Below are 18,483 nucleotides of genomic sequence, written 5' to 3'. Positions count from 1 at the left end.
TGTGCGTGGGCCGTGCGGGTTACCGTGACGGCATGCGTTTCGGGGTTCTGGGACCACTTCGGGTGACGGCCGACGATGGGCGCGCCGTGCGGGTGCCCGAGGCGAAGGTGCGGGCGGTGCTGGCGAATCTGCTGATGCACGAGGGCCGGCCGGTGCCGGCGGCCCGCCTGATCGACGACGTGTGGGACGGCGAACGGCTGCCCACCCGCCCCGGCGCCGCGCTCCAGGCGAAAGTGTCGCAGCTGCGCAGGGCGCTTGAGGCGGCCGGTCCTGGCGGCCGGGACCTGGTGGTGTCGGGGCCGTCCGGCTACGCGCTGCGGGTATCCGGAGCGGAGGTCGACGCGATCCGGTTCGCGGAGCTGCTGGCGCAGGTCAGGTCGTACGGCGCCGATCCGCGCCGCCGCGCGGCGCTGCTGGACGAGGCGCTGGAGCTGTGGCGGGGGCCCGCGTTCGCCGACTTCGCGGACGCGCCGTTCGCCCGTCCGGCGATCCTGCGCCTTGAGGAGGAGCGGCTGGCCGCCCAGGAGGAACGCGCCCACGCGCGCCTCGCGCTGGGCGAGCACGACGCGCTGCTGCCCGAGCTGACCGGTCTGGTGGCCCGGCATCCGCTGCGCGAACGGCTGCGGGCCCTTCAGTTGAAGGCGCTGTACCGCACGGGGCGGCAGGGCGAGGCGCTGGAGAGCTTCGAGGAGCTGCGGCGGCGTCTGCGGGACGAGCTGGGGGCCGACCCGGGGCCCGAGGTGGTCGCCGTGCACCAGGCCGTGCTGCGGCAGGACCCGTTGCTCGACGCACCGCCCGCGGCGCCGCCCGGACGCCCGGCGCGTGCGGTGCTGCCCGCGCCGCTGAACGGCCTGATCGGGCGGGAGAGCGCGGTCGACGAGGTGGCGGCCCTGCTGTCGGCGCACCGGATGGTGACGCTGACGGGGCCGGGCGGGGTCGGCAAGACGCGGCTCGCGCTCGCGGTGGCCGACCGGCTGACGGACCGGTTCCCGCAGGGCACGGCGCTGGTGGAGCTGGCGGCGGCGCCCGCGCGGCCCGAGGCGGTGGCGGACGCGGTCGCCGCGGCGCTCGGCGCGCGGCACGGCGACCGGCTCGCGGCGGAACTCGGGCCCGGCGAACGGCTGCTGGTGCTGGACGGCTGCGAGCCCGTGATCGAGCAGGCCGCCGAGCTGGCCGAACGTCTGCTGCGGGCCGCGCCGGGGCTGCGGGTCCTGGCGACGAGTCAGCTGCCGGCCGGAATCTCCGGCGAGGCGCTGTGGACCGTTCCGCCGCTGGACGTTCCACCGCCGGATGCGGCGCCGCGGGCGGTCCAGGAGGCGGGCGCCGTCCGGCTGTTCGCGGCGCGGGCGGCGGCGGCCGCGCCCGGGTTCGCCCTGGGGGCGGACAACGCGGCGGCCGTCGCGGCGGTCTGCCGGCGCCTCGACGGGGTACCGCTCGCGCTTGAACTGGCCGCGACCCGCGTGCGGGCGCTGGGCGTGCAGCGGCTGGCCGGCCTGCTGGACGACAGGTTCCGGGTGCTCACGCAGGGCGCGCGGAACGCGCCGGCGCGCCAGCGCACGCTGCGCGCGGTGCTCGACTGGAGCTGGGAGCCGCTGGACGGGCCGGAGCGCGCCGTGCTGCGCCGACTGGCCGTGCACCCGGGCGGCGCTTCGCTGAACGCGGTGGAGACGGTCTGCTCGGACGGCGGCCCCGAGTCGTTCGGGAAGGGGCCTGGCGGGGTGGTCTCCGAGAAGCCGGGCGATGTGCTGGAGCCGCTGGCCCGGCTGGTGGACCGATCCCTGGTGACGATGACCGAGACGGAGCACGGCCCGCGGTACCGGCTGCTCGAATCGGTCGCGGCGTACGGGATCGAGAGGCTGCGCGAGGCCGGCGAGCACGCCGAGGTGGTGCGCCGGCGCGACGAGTACTACACGATGCTGGCCGAGTGCGCCGAGACGTATCAGCGGATCGGCAGCGAGGGCGAGTGGCTCGCCGTGCTCGACACCGAGACGGGCAACCTGCGCGCGGCGCTCGACGGCGCGCTGCTGCGGCGGGACGCCGCGCTCGCGCTGCGGCTGGTCACCGCGCTCGCCTGGTACTGGGTGCGGCGCGGGCGGTGCGGCGAGGCCGACAGGTCGCTGGCGGACGCGCTCGGCGTCGTCGGCGAGAGCACGCCCCACGACGACGACGGGCCTTCGGCCGCGGGTCCTTGCGGGGAGGCGCTGCCCTCCGACACGCGGGAACGTGCCGTTGCGTGGCGGTCCGGGCTCGGGCTGCTCGACAGGACCGCCCCGTACGAGGGACGCCCCTTCGCCGAGCTGGGTCTCGGCCTGGTGGCCCGCAGGACCGGGCGGCTCGAACCGGCGGAGCGGCACCTGAACGCGGCGCTCGACTGGTGCGGCCAGGACGGCTTCCTCACGGTGGAGGCGCTGGTGCTGACGGAGCTCGGCTTCGCCGCCGAGTTGCGCGGTGCCCCCGATGAGGCGCTGGCGCGGCACGGCAAGGCCCTCGCCGCGGCGCGGGCCGCGGGCGACGCGCGGGCGGTCGGCTACGCGCTCGAAGGGCTTGCGGGGGCACACGCGCTGGCGGGCGACGGCGGCACGGCGGCGCGCCTGCTCGAAGAGGCGGCGGCAGCGCGCGCCGGGGCGGGCGCGCCGCCGTCGCCCGCTGAGCGCGGCGACGTGGACCGGGTCACCGCGGCGGTGTCCGCGGCGCTCGACCCGGCGCGGTGACCCCGCCGCCGCGCACGCCCCGGCGTTCACGCCCGCGCGCGGCCCGCGTTCCTGCCCCGGCTCACGTCCACGCTCCGGCTCACGTCCACGCTCCGGCGGCGGCGGCGCGGGCGGCCCAGTCGGCGAACGGGACCGGTTCGCGCCCGAGCGCGCGCCGCACGCCGTCCGCGAGCTGCGCGGTGTGCCCCGCGCGGTGCAGGGCGAACAGGCCGTCCAGCACGTCGATGAAGACCGGCGGCACTCCCCCGGCCGCCAGCTCCGTGCGGTACTGCTCCGGCGTCAGCTCCTCGTAGCGGATCTCCCGGCCCGCGGCACCGGCGATGACCTCGACTGCTCCGCGCCACGACAGGTCGTCCGCTCCCGACAGTTCGTACACCTCACCCACGTGCCGGTCCGTCGTCAGCGCGGACACGGCGATCTCGGCGATGTCCTCGACATCGATGAACGGCTCCGGCACGTCCCCGATGGGCAGCGCGATCCGTCCCCGCCGCAGCGGTTCCCGCCACAGGTCGTCCTCGTCGAAGTTCTGATTGAAGTTGTTCGGCCGCAGCAGCGTCCATTCCGCGCCGGAGGCGGTGACGGCCCGTTCCGCCTCCGCCATTCCGAGGCTGTAACCGGCGGCCCTGGACGCCTCGATGCCGCGCCCGGACAGCACCACGAACCGCCGGACCCCCGCCGCCACGGCCAGGTCCACAAAAGGGGGCGCGAATGCGGGGTCGTCGTGCGCCACGAGGTAGACGGCGCGCACGCCGGTCAGCGCCGGCTTCCACGTGTCGGCCCGCTCCCACTCGAAGCGCACGTCCCCGGAACGGGATGCCGCCCGCGGGTCGAGTCCTTCGGCGCGCAGCCCGCGCACGACGCGTCGCCCGGTCTTGCCGGTCGCGCCCAGCACCAGAATGTCATTGTCGTTCATGCCCTCAAGACTCGCGGTTCACGGCGGCCGAGCCCATGGCCGGCCGTTCGCGGCGCATGCCCGGCCGTACGGTTGGGGCTCATGGACCCCTTCGACGATCTGCTCCGCGGCGTGTGCACCGACGGCGCCGTGGTCGACCTGACGCGGCTCACGCCGCCGGACGCGCCCCGGCTCGGCGCGGGCGACGTGATGACCCTGTGCGTCCCGTTGCGCGGGGCGGGCCGCCTCGCGGGCCGGGATCTGCGGCTCGGCGAGACGGCGATCGTCCGCGGCCCGGAACCGTTCGACGCCAGCGGCGACATGACGCTGCTCGTCGGCAGGTGCCGGCTGCGCGGCGAGATGCAGCACCGTCTGCTGCGCGTGCTGCCGCGGATGCTGGTCGTGCCGGACGATCACGACTGCGCCGGGATGCGCGACTACGTGGCGGCCCATCTGACGCGGAAGGGGCCGGGGCGGCAGAGCGTGGTCGACCGGCTGCTCGACTGGCTGCTGGTGTGCACGCTGCGCGACTGGTTCGACCGGCCCGGGGCCGAACCGCCCGGCTGGTACCGGGCGCTGGGTGACGATGTGGCGGGGCCCGCGCTGATCGCGCTGCACCGGTCCCCGGAGCGTTCCTGGACGCTGGCCGCGCTGGCGGCGGAGGCGGGAGTATCGCGCACGACGCTGGCGAAGCGTTTCACCGAGGCGGTCGGCGAAGCTCCGCTCGCCTATCTGACCGGCCTGCGGATGACCCTGGCCGCGGACTTGCTGGCCGAAAGCCCGGCGTCGACGGTCGCGGCCGTCGCGCGGCGCGTCGGGTACGCCGATCCGTTCGGCTTCAGCGCCGCGTTCAAGCGGGTGCGCGGGCTCAGCCCGAGTGAGCACCGGGCGGCGGTGCTGCGCGGCGGCGCGGCGTCCGGCGCGGACCGGGACGGGGACGCGGACGGCGTCTACAGCTGGAACCAGACCGTCTTGCCCGAGCCGGGCACGTGATGACAGACCTCCCATTTGCGGGCGCAACGGGTCACCAGCAGCAGGCCGCGCCCTCGCTCGTCGTCCGAGGGAGGCGCCTGGTCCGGCAGGTGTGGCTCGCCGGGGGCACGATCGTGGACGTTGACCTGGAGGTCACCGTCGGGCGACCAGCAGGCGTGCACGTCGACCGGCGGCGGCGACGGGCAGTCGAGCGACGCCTTGATGGCGTTGCTCACGACCTCGGACGTCAACAGGACGGCGGTCTCTATCAGTTCCGCATTGGCCGGGACGGCGCTTGACAGTGCGGTGCGCATCGCCTGACGGGCGTTCCGCACCCACACGGGGTGCGCCGGGAAACGCAAGGTGAAGTCGGCGGTCCCGGACCGCGTGGGGACAAGACACATAGGAAGCTCCTCGGTTGCTCAGAAAGCCGCACACCACTACGAGTGCCTCGTCACGCCCGCGCCAACCGCGGAGATGTGGTTCGTCCCCACGCGGTGGCGCGCGCCGTGGCGCGCGCGCCGGGCGCATGCGCGGGGTGCGCGATGCGAAGGGGACCGCATGTGCCGGACGATGAATATTTGCGAGTCCCGAGTACATGTTCAATCCTCCTGTGGTGCCGGACCGTCAGCGATAGGGTCACAGACATGGATGTCCTGGCAGACGTCCTCGCGGCGATGCGCACCGGGGGCTCCGTATCGGCCCGCGCCGAGGTGCGCGCTCCCTGGGGGCTGAGGTTTCCCGCCACCGAAGGGGCCGCGTTCCACGTGGTACTCCGCGGGACCTGCTGGCTGGTGACACCGGATGGGGCGAACGGGGCGAACGGGCCGGAAGAGGCGGCCGGTCCGGCGGCAGCGCCCCTCGCCCTGGCACCGGGCGACGTGCTCCTGCTGCGGGACGGCCGCGCGCACGGGCTCGCCCACGACCCGGCGGGCCCACTGACCGAGGTCGCCCCCGCGCGGCAGGAGCCATCGGCACCGATAGGGCACCTGGAGATCGACGGCCCCGGACCGCGCACGGTGTTGCTGTGCGGCGCGTATCAGCTGTCCCGCTCCCGCGTGCACCCCCTGATGCGCGCGCTGCCCGACATACTGCACCTCCCCGGGCGGCACGGCGCGCTCCACTCCATAACGGAGCTGCTCGGCGCGGAACTCGACGAACGGCGCCCGGGCCGTGACGGCATCGTGCCCGCGCTCGTGGACGCGATGCTGCCCTACGTCCTGCGCGCCTGGGCCGGCGGGCGGCAGGAGCCCGCCGGCTGGGCGGCCGCCCTCACCGATCCCGCGGTGGGCCGCGCCCTGGAGGCCATCCACGCCGAGCCCGCCCGCACCTGGACCGTCGAGGACCTGGGCGCGTGCGGCGGGCTGTCGCGCTCGGTGTTCGCGCAGCGCTTCACGGCGCTCGTCGGCTCCTCGCCCCTGGCCTATCTGACGTGGTGGCGCATGACCATCGCCGGCCGCCTGCTGCGCGACTCCGACGCGCCGCTCGGCACAGTCGCCCAACGCGTCGGCTACCGCTCGGAATTCGCCTTCGCCAAAGCGTTCAAACGTGAGTACGGCACCGCGCCGGGCCGCTACCGGCGGGAGCACGCCGGGCGCGGAACGCCCCGGCCGACCACGTAGCGCGGGCCGCACCAGCCAGTCATCACCGGCGGGCGCTCGGGACCGGACCGGCCGTTCGACCAGCTCGAAGCGGGCACGGCGGCCGCACGCGGTGCGGCGCGTCCGGTGAACGTCCCGGAGAACATCCCCAGGCTGTGGAAACCGGCGAGCCTGCGGCTCCCGGTGACGGACGGCCCGGCGTCCGGCCCGGCGTATGGCCCGGCGTGTGGCCCGGTGTATGCCCGCACGAAGAGATGCGCCGAGCAGCCACGTGCCGGGCGACGGCGCGGGCACCGAGCGGCCGGGACCAGTCAGAGCCCATCGGGCCCCTCGCCCCGCACGCCCCGCATGCCCTGCCCCGCGCCGTCGCCCGGCGGCCCTCATGCGGCCACCGGCAGCGGCCCGATGCAGTCGGCGACCCGCGCACGCAGCAGGCGGTACGCCTCGCGGCGACGACGCGGCGGGCCCGGGGGCCGCGGCACGGCCCGCGGGCGGGAGATGGTCTGACCGTGCCGGAACTGCTCACGGGTCAGGTCGATCTCCACACCGTTGGGCAGGCGATTCCACCAGTGGTGGCCGACCGGGCGGCCGCCGAGGTGCACATCGCCGAGCACGAGATCGCCGCCGAATATGTCGTGGATGACGAGAGCCGTGATGTCGCAGTGTCCCCACGCCGGATTGTCCGGGCTCCAGGGGGAGCGGAGCATGTCGTCGGGCGAGCAGGTGTCCGCGGCCCAGCCGGTGCGGAGGGCGGCGGCGATGTCGGTGAGAGTCCACGGCGCCATGTGCTCAGCCTGCCACCCGGCACTGACAATCCCCGGGCCGTGCCACCGCCCCTCGGCCGGGGCGCCGGCGGACCTGTCCTGACCGGGCCGGGCCGCGGCCCGCCTCAGCCCTCCGCGCCCGTCGCCGCTCCGGCGGCCCGGCGCACGTGGCAGGCGGCGAGGTGGTCGTTGACCAGGCCGCACGCCTGCATCAGGGCATAGGCGGTCGTGGGGCCGACGAAGCGGATGCCGCGCTTCTTCAGCGCCGAGGACAGCGCCACCGACTCAGGCGTGGTCGCGGGTATGTCGGCCGTGCCCCGGGGCGCGGGCAGGTCCGCGGGCTCCGGCGCGTACGACCAGATCAACTCCGTCAGCTCGCCCGGCGCCCACTCGGCGATGGCCCTGGCATTGGCGATCGTGGCCTCGATCTTCAGCCGGTTGCGAATGATGCCGGTGTCGCCCAGCAACCGGGCCACGTCCCCGTCGGTGAACAAGGCCACCTTCGCGATGCCGAACCCGGCGAACGCCGAACGGAAGCCCTCCCGGCGGCGCAGGATCGTCAGCCAGGAGAGACCCGACTGGAACGCTTCCAGGCACAGCCGCTCGAACAGCGCGTCGTCGCCCCGGACCGGGCGCCCCCACTCGCTGTCGTGATACTCCAGGTAGTCCTCCGGGCCCACGCCCCACGGGCAGCGCAGCAGCCCGTCCGGACCGGCCATGGCAGGCGTCGATTTCATGTCTCAGAGTGTGCCGGACGGCTCTGACAACGAGCCGGGCCCCGGCCGCTGCCCGGCGTGCCCGCGCCACGGCTCCCGTTCCGGCTCCCGTTCCGGCTCCCGCTCCCGCTCCCGTTCCGGCTCCCGCTCCCGGTCCGGCTCCCGCTCCTCGTCGACCGCCACCCGGACGACGCGGCCGAGGCCGGCGAAGGCCCGTCCCGTTCACCACGAGCCGCCCCCGCCGGGAGAGCGGCCGGGCGCCGGGGGCTACGGCACTTCGCGCAGGTAGAGGGCGCCGCAGCTGTGGCAGTCGGGCTCGGCCGTGCTGCCCCACTCGCCGTCCGGCAGGGTTCCGGCGTCCTCGCGGAGCGCCCGTCCGCACATCGCGACGTGGCCCTCGCCCCGGACCATGTGCCAGATCTTCACCGTCTCCGGCCGCTCCTCCTCGTACTCGGCGCGCATCAAATGCAGCATGCCTCCGCACCTCCGCTCTGTCTCCCGGCCCTTCCATCCTCGGACGGTCCGCGCCGCTCGGCGACCGCAGCGCCCGAGGCCCGGGGCGCGGGGCCCGGGGCGCGCGCCCCGGGCCCGGGCCTCAGCCCGCGGCCACCGCGTCCCCCCTCGCGCGCCGCGGTGCGTCCTGCGTCGCCCGCCAGGTCTCGTGCCTGCCGCGCACCCGCCGCCAGAGGGCGGCCCGTTCCCCCTCGTCCGTGTCCGCGAGGGTCAGCCCGAAGATGTCGGCCAGCGCGGAGAACCAGTCTGCCGCCGTGGTCAGTTCGCGCTCTCTGCGCCCCGTGGCGTCCCGCCTGCTCAGGACACAGCCGCGCAGCATGTCCACCCCTTCCGCGTCCCGGCGGATCACCGAGGCGGTACGGACGAACGGCGAGTCGGGCGCGGTGGACAGCTCCCTGTGGCGCGCCGCGAAGTCCCCCGGCTGCGCGGGCTCCGCCGAGAAGTCCATGCCCGCGCAGGTGACGCCGTCCGTCACGTCGAGCCGCCACCCGCCCGGCTCGGCCGCCGAGGGCCGCAGCCCGTATGCGAAGGGCTCCTGACGCCAGGTGCCGGTCCGCAGCGGCAGCGGCTCGTAGGGCGCGTCCCCAAGACCGACGTCCACGAGCCACTCCTCGCCCTCGCAGGTGACGGTCAGCGCCAGGTGGCTCGCGTCGGCGCCGGGGGCCGGGGCCGCCGCGTTCGCGTGGACGCCGCCGCGGTGCCACACCACCGGGTAGCCCAGCGCGCGCAGGAGGGCGGCCAGCGCACCGTTCAGGTGGAAGCAGTAGCCGCCACGTCCGCGCAGCACGCGGGCCACGGACTCCGCCGGACTCACCGCCGTGATCCGGCCGAGGTGGATATCGAGCGTTTCGTACGGCACCCGTTCCAAATGTGCCGCCTGCACGGCGCCCAGCGCCGCGAGGGACGGCCGTCCCGGGTCCGGCACCCCCAGCCGGCGGAGGTACCGGCGCACATCGGTCTTCTGCATCTTCTCCACATCAACCGCCTCCCACGACAAGCGTTGCGCACATGCCCTACGCCACCTGTTGACAGTTCCTCCCCGCGCCCCAGCATTCTCCCCCCTTTGGGAGCGCTCCCACTCCTTCCTCCAGGAAACCGGGAAAAGAAATGCGCACATGGAACACCGATACCGAATCGGGCCGGGCACGCGGGCCGGCCGCTCGTCACGTGTGCGGCTCTGCTCACGCTCAGCGGCGGGCCGCTCCCCGCGGCACGGCGCAGGCGGCGCCGGGCGACGGCCCCTGGTCGACACCCGGCGGCCCGATCGCGGACGCAGCCGCCAGGCCCCGTCCGGCGCGGCACGGAAACCGGCACGTCCGCGCCGCACGCGCCGCACGGGCCGCAAGCGCCGCACGGGCCGCACCTGCCGGGCCCCTTCGACCAGGTGAACGGGCTGGGGACAACACCCTACGCCTGCCCGGCGCCCGCGAACTCCCCGGCGGCCGTTCCCCTTTGGACGGCGCCTGCTTCACCCCCGCCACCGTCCGGACGCCAGGCACGCCAGGCACGCCAGGCACGCCAGGCACGCCAGGCACGCCAGGCACGCCGAGCGGCGGCGGCCCGGAACCGGAAGCGGTGCCCGGCTACGCTCGCCCCATGGAAGCGGCAGGTCTCGGACTCCGGTTGGCGGCAAGCGCGTTCACCCCGCTGGTGAAGCGGCTCTTCCGGCAGGAGGGCGCGGGTGCGGGACTCGTCGACCGGCCGGTGCGGATCTCGGCGCTCGTGTCGTTCCGCGGCGAACAGCGGAAGCTGGCGGAACGCGACCTGCGCAAGCTGAGCGCCGAGGTCGCGCGCCAGGCGGTGCGCGCCCTTGGCCCGCACGACGCGCCCTCGCCGGACACGGTGATACGTGCGACGGATCTGCTGACCCGTTCCCTGCTCCAGCTCGGCGAGTTGGACATGGACGACATCCAGGCGGTGCGGCTCGGTCACGAAATCCTCGCCCACGAGCTGATACTGCCCGCCGACGGCCCCGTGGCGGACGACGCGTACCTGCTTTACGAACGCCTGCTCAACTCGGCCTGCCTGCACGTGCTCAACTTCTTCACGCAGCGGTCCACCTTCGTCGCCCGCACGCTCGTCGAACAGTCGAGTCAGCTCGACCGGCTGGTCCGCGTCACCGACCTGCTGGCCGAGCGCCTCCCGCACCAGCCCTCGGAGGACGCCACGTTCGAGCGGCGCTACGGCCGCTACGTCACGCAGGAGTACGGCCGCCTCGCCATCTACGGCCTCGACCTCCAGCAGTCCCGCGAATGGCCGCTCGACGACGCCTACTTGAGCCTGGAAGCCCGGCCGACCGCCGCCGCGGCCGAGGGCCGGGAAGAGGCCGCGCCGCTGCGCGCCGAGCGCGCGCTGAGCGGCGTCAGCCGCGTCCTGCTGCGCGGGCACGCCGGGTCGGGCAAGACGACGCTGGTCCAGTGGCTCGCGGTCACCGCGGCCCGCCAGGACCCCGAGGAGGGCCTGCTCCACCTGCTCGGCCGGGTCCCGTTCGTGCTGACGATGCGCACACTCACCCGGGACCGCCGGGCGCTGCCCGACCCCGGCGGCTTCCTGGCCGCCGTCGACTGCCCGCTGGCCGGCGCGCAGCCCGAACGGTGGGCGGACCGCGTCCTGGCCGCCGGCCGTGGCCTGCTGCTCGTGGACGGCATCGACGAGATACCGGAGGACGAACGGGAGCCGGTGCGCCGCTGGCTGCGCCGCCTGCACGCGACGTACCCGGACAACCTGTGGCTGGTCACCGCGCGCCCCTCGGCCGTCCGGGAGGACTGGCTGTACACCGCCGACTTCCATGAACTGGTCCTCGCCCCGATGCGGCAGGCCGATGTGCGGGCGTTCGTCCAGCGCTGGCACCGCGCGGTCGGCGGGACGGCGGCGGACGCGGCCGCGCTGCTCGACCTGGTGCACGCCCGCCAGGACCTGGCCGCCCTGGCCACCAACCCGCTGATGTGCGCCCTGATCTGCGCGCTGCACCGGGAGCGGAACGGCCACCTGCCGCGCGGCCGGAAGGCGTTGTACGACGCCGCGCTGTCGATGTTGCTCGAACGGCGCGACCGCGAGCGCCCCGACCCGCCGCGCGGTGCGCTGGTGCTGGACGCGGACACGCAGATCTCGCTGCTCCAGAAGCTGGCGTACTGGCTGATCACGAACGGCCGTTCGGAGCTGTCCACATCGCTGGCCGCCTCGCTGCTCGCGAATGCCCTGCCGGTCATCCACCGCGGCGACGAGCTGGGGCCCGCGCCCGAGGTGCTGCGTCATCTGGTCGAGCGTTCCGGGCTCCTGCGGGAGCCGTCGGACGGCGCGCTCGACTTCGTGCACCGCACCTTCCAGGACTACCTGGGCGCCCGCGAGATCGTGGACTGGCAGCACTTCCCCGCCCTGGTCGCCAAGGCGCACGAGGACCAGTGGGAGGACGTCGTCCGCATGGCCGTGGCCCATGCCCAGCCGGTGCAGCGCGGCGAACTGCTCTCCGCTCTCGTCGCGCGGGGCGACAGCGACGACGAGCACCGGGTACGCCTGCACCTGCTCGCCATGGCCTGTCTGGAGCACGCCACCCAGTTGCAGCCGACGGTGCGTGCCGAAGTGATCGAACGGGCGCGGCGGTTCGTTCCACCGCGGGTGCGCGACGAGAGCCGGGTGCTCGCGGATGTCGGGTCGGTGGCGATGGACCTGCTGCCGGGTCCTGAGGGACTGACGGAGGAGGAGGCCGACGCGGTCGTCTTCGCGCTGACCCGGACGCCGACGGACGGCGCGCTGGTCAAACTGCGCGCGTTCCGTGATCATCGGGCGCCCTTCGTGCAACATCTCCTGACCGCGCATTGGCACCGCTTCGACACCGACCGATACTTCGACGAGATCGTCGCCCACCTGCCGCATGCCGACGGCCAGGTGTTCCCGGCGCACACCCTCGCCGAGCTGCACCACCTGCGATCCCTGTCGCGACTGAGCGGGCTCGATCTGCGCGGCGATTTCGCCGAAGCCGACATCGTCGCTTTCCTGACCGGCCGGCCGATCACCACGTTCCGGCTGCGAGACTGCGACACGATCACCGACATCGCATTTCTGAACGGATCGGACCGCATCGCATCGCTGCTGCTCGACAACTGCCCGCGCATCGCGGATCTCTCGCCGCTGGCCGACGGGCCGCTCCGCGAGCTGAGCCTGTACAGCGACACGGTGCGGCCGCTGCCGCGCGGCCTCGGGGAGCTGAACGGCCTTGATGAGCTGACGATCGGCTCCCTCTACGAGCTGGACTCGCTGGACCGGCTGCCCCGCCACGCGCCCCTGACCTCGCTCACACTGCCGTCCGAGCTGCCAGGACTCACCGGCCTCCGGGCCTGGCCGGGGCTGGTCCGTCTCGCCCTGCACTTCGCCGAACGGCCCCTCACCGCGGCCGAGGGGCGGACCCTGGCGGGCCTGACGGAGCTGACGCACCTGACCACGCACGTCGAGGCGGTGCGCGGACTGGCGCGCACCGGCACGGTGCTGCCGCAGGTCACCTTCGTACAGCTGTTCCCTTACGACCGCGTGGAGCCGTTCACCCCGGACATGCTCCACGACGTCGTCCTGGTGTTCCCCGGTCTTGAGACGCTCATTGTCAACAACGACGCCACCGATTTCCTGCCGCTGGAAGGGCTGCCCGGTCTCCGTTCGCTCCACGTGCTCTCACCGAGCACGGCGCACGGCGTTCCCGAGCACGTCGAGATCGCGGCCCCCGAGGCCCGGCGCTACTGAACGGCGCCACCGGTGACATGTCACCGGCGCCGACATGTCACCGGTGCCGATACGTCACCGCTGCCGAACTCGCCCCGATCCGAACGCATTTGACTTACGCTGGGACAGATGGACACAGGAGCCATCGGACTGCGCATCGCCGCGACCGCGTTCACGCCGCTGGTGAAGCGGCTGTTCCGCCAGGACGGCCCCGGCGCCGGGCTCGCCGAGCGGCCGGTGCGGATTTCGGCCCTCGTCTCCTTCACCGGCGAGAAGCGCACGCTGACCGAGCGCGACCTGCGCCGCCTGGCCGACGAGCTGGTGCGGCGCGCCGAGCAGTCCACCGGTCCGCACGATCCCTTCTCCGCCGCGGAACGGACCGCCGTCGCCGAGGCCGTGGCCCGCACCCTGCACGGGCTCGGCACGCTCGACATGGACGACGCCCAGGCCGTGGGCCTGGGCCCGGAGCGGTTCGCGGGGCTGCTGCGGACCAGGGCGCCGGACGCCTGCCGCGGCCTGTCGGCGGACGGGGCGCTGCTGCACGACCGGCTCATCGACAGCGCGAGCGTCCACATCCTGCACTTCTTCACCCAGCGGTCCACGTTCGTGCCCAGGACCCTCGTCGAGCAGAGCCGACGGATCGAGGAGGTCATCCGCCTGCTGACGCGAACGCCGGGGCCCGCCGCCGAGGATCACCCCTTCGAGGCCGAGTACACCGCGAGCCTCGTCCAGCTGCACGACCAACTCACCATCGTCGGCGTCGACTTCACCAACTCGCCCGACAGCTGGTCCCTCAGCGCCACCTACCTGCACCTGGGCGTCGACGTCGCGGGCGCCGGCGCCGGGGAGGACCCGGGGCCCGGCGGCCCGCAGCCGCCGATCCCCGTGGACCAGGCCCTCGCGAGGTCCGAGCGCGTGCTGCTGCGCGGCATGGCCGGCGCGGGGAAGACGACGCTGGTGCAGTGGCTCGCCGTGTCCGCGGCGGCCGGCCGGCTGTCCGGCGAGCTGACGGGCATGCGCGGCCGGATTCCGTTCGTGCTGCCGGTGCGCCGTTTCGCCGGTCGGGACTTCCCCGCCCCCGCCGAGTTCCTGGCGGCGGCCCGCCACCCGCTGGCCGGTGCCGAGCCGAACGGCTGGGCCGTGCGCGTGCTCAAGGCCGGCCGCGGGCTGCTGCTCATCGACGGCATCGACGAGGCGCCGGCCGACCGCCGCGAGGAGATCAGGCGCCAGCTCGACCGGCTGCTGCGGATGTTCCCCGGCAACCTGTGGCTGGTGACGAGCCGCCCGTCCGCCGTGCGCGACAACTGGCTGGCGGCGCAGTCCTTCACCGAGCTGAGCCTGGCCCCGATGAGCCGCGAGCAGGTCGACCGCTTCATCCGCATATGGCACGCCGCGTCCGCCGACGACGGCGGCCGGGACCACGCCCGCCTCCCCGAGTACGAGCGCAAGCTGCTGCACTCGGTCCGCATCATCCGCGAGTTGCGCCGCCTGGCCACCAACCCGCTGCTCTGCGGCCTGATCTGCGCGCTGAACCGCGACCGCAACGGCATCCTGCCGCGCGGGCGCAAGGCCCTGTACAAGGCGGCGCTCGCGATGCTGCTCGAACGGCGCGATCCGGAGCGCGAGGTCGACGCGGACGGCATCGTGCTGGAACGGGAGGCCAAGGAGCGGCTGCTGCAGAAGCTGGCCCACTGGATGCTGCTCAACGACCGGTCCGAGATCGACCGCGCCACCGCCGTCGACATCCTCACGGGCCACCTGCCCGCCATCCCGAGCGCAGGCGGGCAGGGCACCGCGGAGGAGTTGTTCGACCACCTGCTGCACCGCACCGGGCTGCTGCGCATGCCGACGCCCGACTCCGTCGACTTCGTGCACCGCACCTTCCAGGACTACCTCAGCGCCAAGGAGGCGGTGGAGCGGCACGACTTCCCGTTCCTGGTGAACAACGCGCACCGCCCGGACTGGGACGAGGTGATCCGCATGGCCATCTCGCTGGCCCGCCCGGACGAGTGCGCCCGCATGATCGAGAACCTGGTGTCCGCGAAGCCCGGGCTGCGCCCGGCCGAGGCCAAGTACTGCAAGCTGCTGGCCGCCGCCTGCCTTGAGCACGCCACCGAGATGAGCCCGGAGGCGCGCGAGATGGTCCGCCAGCGCACCCGTTTCCTGGTCCAGCCGGAGAGCGTCGCCAGCGCCCGCGGCCTCGGCTGGATCGGGCCGATCGCCCTGGAGCTGCTGCCGGACCCGGAGGGCGTGCCGGACCGCAAGGCGCTCCTGCTGGCCGCGACCGCCACCGGTGTCAGGGACGACGCGGCGATCGACTACCTGGCGCGGCTGCGCTCCCACCCCTCCCTCGCCGTGCGGGCGGAGCTGGCCGGCGCGTGGCGGCGCTTCGACACCGAACGGTACGCCGACGAGATCATCGCGCACCTGAACCCCGCCGGCCTGTACTTCACGGTCACCGACCTCGGCGAGCTGGCGGCCCTGCGACGCCTCGGCGGCCGGGCCCGCGTCAAGGTCGCGGAACGGCTCACCCCGGACGAGCTGATCGACGGCCTCGCAGCGCAGCCGCTGACCCACCTCTACCTGCTGGTCCACGATGCCCGGCGCGGCCTCGACTGGCTGGCCGCGTTCCCCCGGCTGACGACGCTGCGCCTCGGCCACCACGTGGGGCCGGTGCACGGGGTGCCCGCGGGGATCACCGTGGAACAGGACTCCTGACACGGGAATGTCCCCGCGGCCCGTCGGGCCGCGGGGACATTCCGCGCGGGAGCGTGCCGGCTCCGCCGGGGCGCGCGCCCCGCGGTGCCTACTCCTTCGCCAGGTTGGGACCGCCCTTGGCGGCCTGCTCCACCGGCGGGGCGTCCGGCAGCGAGGACTTCTCCTCGCCGCGGAAGGTGAAGGTCTTGTCCTTCTCCTCGCCCTCGGTGTCCACGACCACGATGTGGCCGGGGCGCAGCTCGCCGAAGAGGATCTTCTCGGACAGCACGTCCTCGATGTCCCGCTGAATGGTCCGCCGCAGCGGCCGGGCGCCGAGCACCGGGTCGTACCCGCGCTTGGCCAGCAGCTGCTTGGCGTCCGCGCTCAGCTCGATCGCCATGTCCCGGTCCTTCAGCCGCTCGTCCACCTGCGCGATCATCAGGTCGACGATCTTCATGATGTCGTCCTGCGTCAGCTGGTGGAAGACCACCGTGTCGTCGACACGGTTGAGGAACTCGGGGCGGAAGTGCTGCTTCAGCTCGTCGTTGACCTTGGCCTTCATGCGCTCGTACCCGGTGGCGACGTCGCCGGCCACCGCGAAGCCCATGTTGAAGCCCTTGGAGATGTCCCGAGTGCCGAGGTTCGTCGTCATGATGATGACGGTGTTCTTGAAGTCCACGACCCGGCCCTGGGAGTCGGTCAGCCGACCGTCCTCCAGGATCTGGAGCAGCGAGTTGAAGATGTCCGGGTGGGCCTTCTCCACCTCGTCGAACAGCACGACGGAGAACGGCTTCCTGCGCACCTTCTCGGTGAGCTGACCGCCCTCCTCGTACCCCACGTATCCGGGCGGGGAGCCGAAGAGGCGCGACACCGTGTGCTTCTCGCCGAACTCCGACATGTCGAGGGAGATCAGCGCGTCCTCGTCACCGAAGAGGAACTCCGCGAGCGTCTTGGACAGCTCGGTCTTACCGACGCCGGAAGGACCGGCGAAGATGAACGAACCGCCGGGCCGCTTCGGGTCCTTCAGGCCGGCCCTGGTGCGGCGGATGGCCTGCGAGAGCGCCTTGATGGCGTCCTCCTGGCCGATGACGCGCTTGTGCAGCTCGTCCTCCATGCGCAGCAGGCGGGAGGACTCCTCCTCCGTCAGCTTGAAGACCGGGATGCCGGTGGAAGCGGCGAGGACCTCGGCGATCAGCTCCTCGTCCACCTCGGCGACGACGTCCATGTCGCCCGACTTCCACTCCTTCTCCCGCTGGGCCTTCGCGGCCAGCAGCTGCTTCTCGTTGTCGCGCAGCGAAGCGGCCTTCTCGAAGTCCTGCGAGTCGATCGCGGACTCCTTCTCGCGCCGCACCCCGGCGATCTTCTCGTCGAACTCCCGCAGGTCCGGCGGCGCGGTCATCCGGCGAATGCGCATCCGGGAGCCGGCCTCGTCGATAAGGTCGATCGCCTTGTCCGGCAGGAAGCGGTCGGAGATGTACCGGTCGGCCAGCTGGGCCGCGGCGACCAGCGCGGAGTCGGTGATGGAGACGCGGTGGTGCGCCTCGTACCGGTCGCGCAGACCCTTCAGGATCTCGATGGTGTGCGGCAGCGACGGCTCCGCGACCTGGATGGGCTGGAAACGGCGCTCGAGGGCCGCGTCCTTCTCCAGGTACTTGCGGTACTCGTCCAGCGTGGTGGCGCCGATGGTCTGGAGCTCACCGCGGGCCAGCATCGGCTTCAGGATGCTGGCGGCGTCGATCGCGCCCTCGGCGGCGCCCGCGCCCACCAGCGTGTGCAGCTCGTCGATGAACAGGATGATGTCGCCGCGGGTGCGGATCTCCTTGAGTACCTTCTTCAGGCGCTCCTCGAAGTCACCGCGGTAACGGGAGCCGGCGACCAGGGCGCCCAGGTCCAGGGTGTAGAGGTGCTTGTCCTTGAGGGTCTCGGGCACCTCGCCCTTGACGATGGCCTGGGCCAGGCCCTCGACGACCGCCGTCTTGCCGACGCCGGGCTCGCCGATGAGGACCGGGTTGTTCTTGGTCCTGCGGGAGAGCACCTGCATGACCCGCTCGATCTCCTTCTCGCGCCCGATGACCGGGTCGAGCTTGGATTCGCGGGCGGCCTGGGTGAGATTGCGGCCGAACTGGTCCAGCACCAGGGAGGTCGACGGCGTGCCCTCGGCGGGGGCGCCCGCGGTCGCGGCCTCCTTGCCGCCGGAGTAGCCGGACAGCAGCTGGATGACCTGCTGCCGCACCCGGTTGAGGTCGGCACCCAGCTTCACGAGGACCTGGGCGGCCACGCCCTCGCCCTCGCGGATCAGGCCGAGCAGGATGTGCTCGGTGCCGATGTAGTTGTGGCCGAGCTGGAGGGCCTCGCGGAGCGAGAGCTCCAGCACCTTCTTGGCCCGGGGGGTGAAGGGAATGTGGCCGGACGGGGCCTGCTGGCCCTGACCGATGATCTCCTCCACCTGCTGGCGGACCGCCTCAAGCGAGATCCCGAGGCTCTCCAGGGCCTTAGCGGCGACACCCTCACCCTCGTGGATCAGGCCCAGGAGGATGTGCTCGGTGCCGATGTAGTTGTGGTTGAGCATCCGGGCTTCTTCCTGAGCCAGGACGACAACCCGCCGCGCGCGGTCGGTGAACCTCTCGAACATCGTTAATCGCTCCTCAGAGCGGTCAGGCAGTAAAGGGGTCGGTCCCCTCCCTGTCCTTCCGCAGCTTAGTCCCGCAACGGGGGACCGCTCATTCCAACTGTGTGCTCCTGTCCCCGGCGTCGTGCCCCGAACAGGCGACAACAGTTCCAACCCCAGGGTGCGAGACGATGTTCCCGCAGGCCAAGCCCCGGCGCACGGGGCGACTACGCCGATGGCGAACGCCCCTGACCGACACTCCCGGCCCCACTGTCACCGCCCCCCATCCATGAGTGACC

General features: G+C 73.4%; 13 protein-coding genes. 5 read left to right on the top strand and 8 right to left on the bottom strand.

Annotation, left to right across the window (positions count from 1 at the left end):
• Positions 1-32: 32 nt before the first annotated feature.
• On the top strand, positions 33-2,711 hold the full coding sequence (locus RM779_RS30610) for a BTAD domain-containing putative transcriptional regulator (RefSeq protein ID WP_311621047.1): 2,679 nt from the start codon (positions 33-35) through the stop codon (positions 2,709-2,711).
• Positions 2,712-2,790: 79 nt separating this feature from the next.
• On the opposite strand, the gene RM779_RS30605 is transcribed toward RM779_RS30610, so the two are convergent.
• A complete protein-coding gene (locus tag RM779_RS30605) occupies positions 2,791-3,624 on the bottom strand; it encodes an NAD(P)H-binding protein (RefSeq protein ID WP_311621046.1) in 834 nt (277 codons plus the stop codon).
• 81 nt (positions 3,625-3,705) lie between these two features.
• Between RM779_RS30605 and RM779_RS30600 the strand changes: the two genes are divergently transcribed.
• Positions 3,706-4,596: a helix-turn-helix transcriptional regulator gene (locus RM779_RS30600; RefSeq protein ID WP_311621045.1), complete on the top strand. Its 891-nt coding sequence runs from the start codon at positions 3,706-3,708 to the stop codon at positions 4,594-4,596.
• Here RM779_RS30600 and RM779_RS30595 read toward each other — a convergent pair.
• The gene (locus RM779_RS30595; RefSeq protein ID WP_311621044.1) at positions 4,554-4,979 is read right to left on the bottom strand and encodes an ATP-binding protein; all 426 of its coding nucleotides are present in this window, start codon (positions 4,977-4,979) and stop codon (positions 4,554-4,556) included. The two genes, RM779_RS30600 and RM779_RS30595, sit on opposite strands and share 43 nt — an antisense overlap.
• Positions 4,980-5,222: 243 nt before the next feature.
• Here RM779_RS30595 and RM779_RS30590 point away from each other — a divergent pair, with 243 nt between their 5' ends.
• On the top strand, positions 5,223-6,197 hold the full coding sequence (locus RM779_RS30590) for an AraC family transcriptional regulator (protein WP_311621043.1): 975 nt from the start codon (positions 5,223-5,225) through the stop codon (positions 6,195-6,197).
• Between the two features lie 359 nt (positions 6,198-6,556).
• Here RM779_RS30590 and RM779_RS30585 read toward each other — a convergent pair whose 3' ends face one another.
• The 5 genes from RM779_RS30585 to RM779_RS30565 form a co-directional block, all read right to left on the bottom strand.
• Positions 6,557-6,961, bottom strand: coding sequence for a YunG family protein (locus RM779_RS30585; RefSeq protein ID WP_311621042.1), 405 nt, complete (start codon positions 6,959-6,961; stop codon positions 6,557-6,559).
• Positions 6,962-7,065: 104 nt separating this feature from the next.
• The gene (locus RM779_RS30580; RefSeq protein WP_311621041.1) at positions 7,066-7,677 is read right to left on the bottom strand and encodes a DNA-3-methyladenine glycosylase I; all 612 of its coding nucleotides are present in this window, start codon (positions 7,675-7,677) and stop codon (positions 7,066-7,068) included.
• A gap of 3 nt (positions 7,678-7,680) precedes the next feature.
• Positions 7,681-7,839, bottom strand: a complete 159-nt coding sequence (locus RM779_RS30575) for a hypothetical protein (protein ID WP_311621040.1) — start codon at positions 7,837-7,839, stop codon at positions 7,681-7,683.
• Between the two features lie 84 nt (positions 7,840-7,923).
• Positions 7,924-8,130, bottom strand: a complete 207-nt coding sequence (locus tag RM779_RS30570) for a hypothetical protein (RefSeq protein ID WP_311621039.1) — start codon at positions 8,128-8,130, stop codon at positions 7,924-7,926.
• 121 nt (positions 8,131-8,251) lie between these two features.
• Positions 8,252-9,136, bottom strand: a complete 885-nt coding sequence (locus RM779_RS30565; protein WP_311621038.1) for an arylamine N-acetyltransferase family protein — start codon at positions 9,134-9,136, stop codon at positions 8,252-8,254.
• Positions 9,137-9,765: 629 nt separating this feature from the next.
• Between RM779_RS30565 and RM779_RS30560 the strand changes: the two genes are divergently transcribed.
• Both RM779_RS30560 and RM779_RS30555 read left to right on the top strand, forming a co-directional pair.
• Complete coding sequence (locus RM779_RS30560; protein WP_311621037.1) at positions 9,766-12,900, top strand: NACHT domain-containing protein; 3,135 nt, start codon at positions 9,766-9,768, stop codon at positions 12,898-12,900.
• Positions 12,901-13,008: 108 nt separating this feature from the next.
• Positions 13,009-15,597, top strand: coding sequence for an NACHT domain-containing protein (locus RM779_RS30555; protein WP_311621036.1), 2,589 nt, complete (start codon positions 13,009-13,011; stop codon positions 15,595-15,597).
• Between the two features lie 88 nt (positions 15,598-15,685).
• Here RM779_RS30555 and RM779_RS30550 read toward each other — a convergent pair whose 3' ends face one another.
• Complete coding sequence (locus RM779_RS30550; RefSeq protein ID WP_311621035.1) at positions 15,686-18,208, bottom strand: ATP-dependent Clp protease ATP-binding subunit; 2,523 nt, start codon at positions 18,206-18,208, stop codon at positions 15,686-15,688.
• Positions 18,209-18,483 lie beyond the last annotated feature (275 nt).

The sequence above is a fragment of the Streptomyces johnsoniae genome (assembly GCF_031845565.1).
GTDB lineage: Bacteria > Actinomycetota > Actinomycetes > Streptomycetales > Streptomycetaceae > Streptomyces > Streptomyces johnsoniae.
This window is presented reverse-complemented; position numbering and strand designations above follow the sequence as displayed.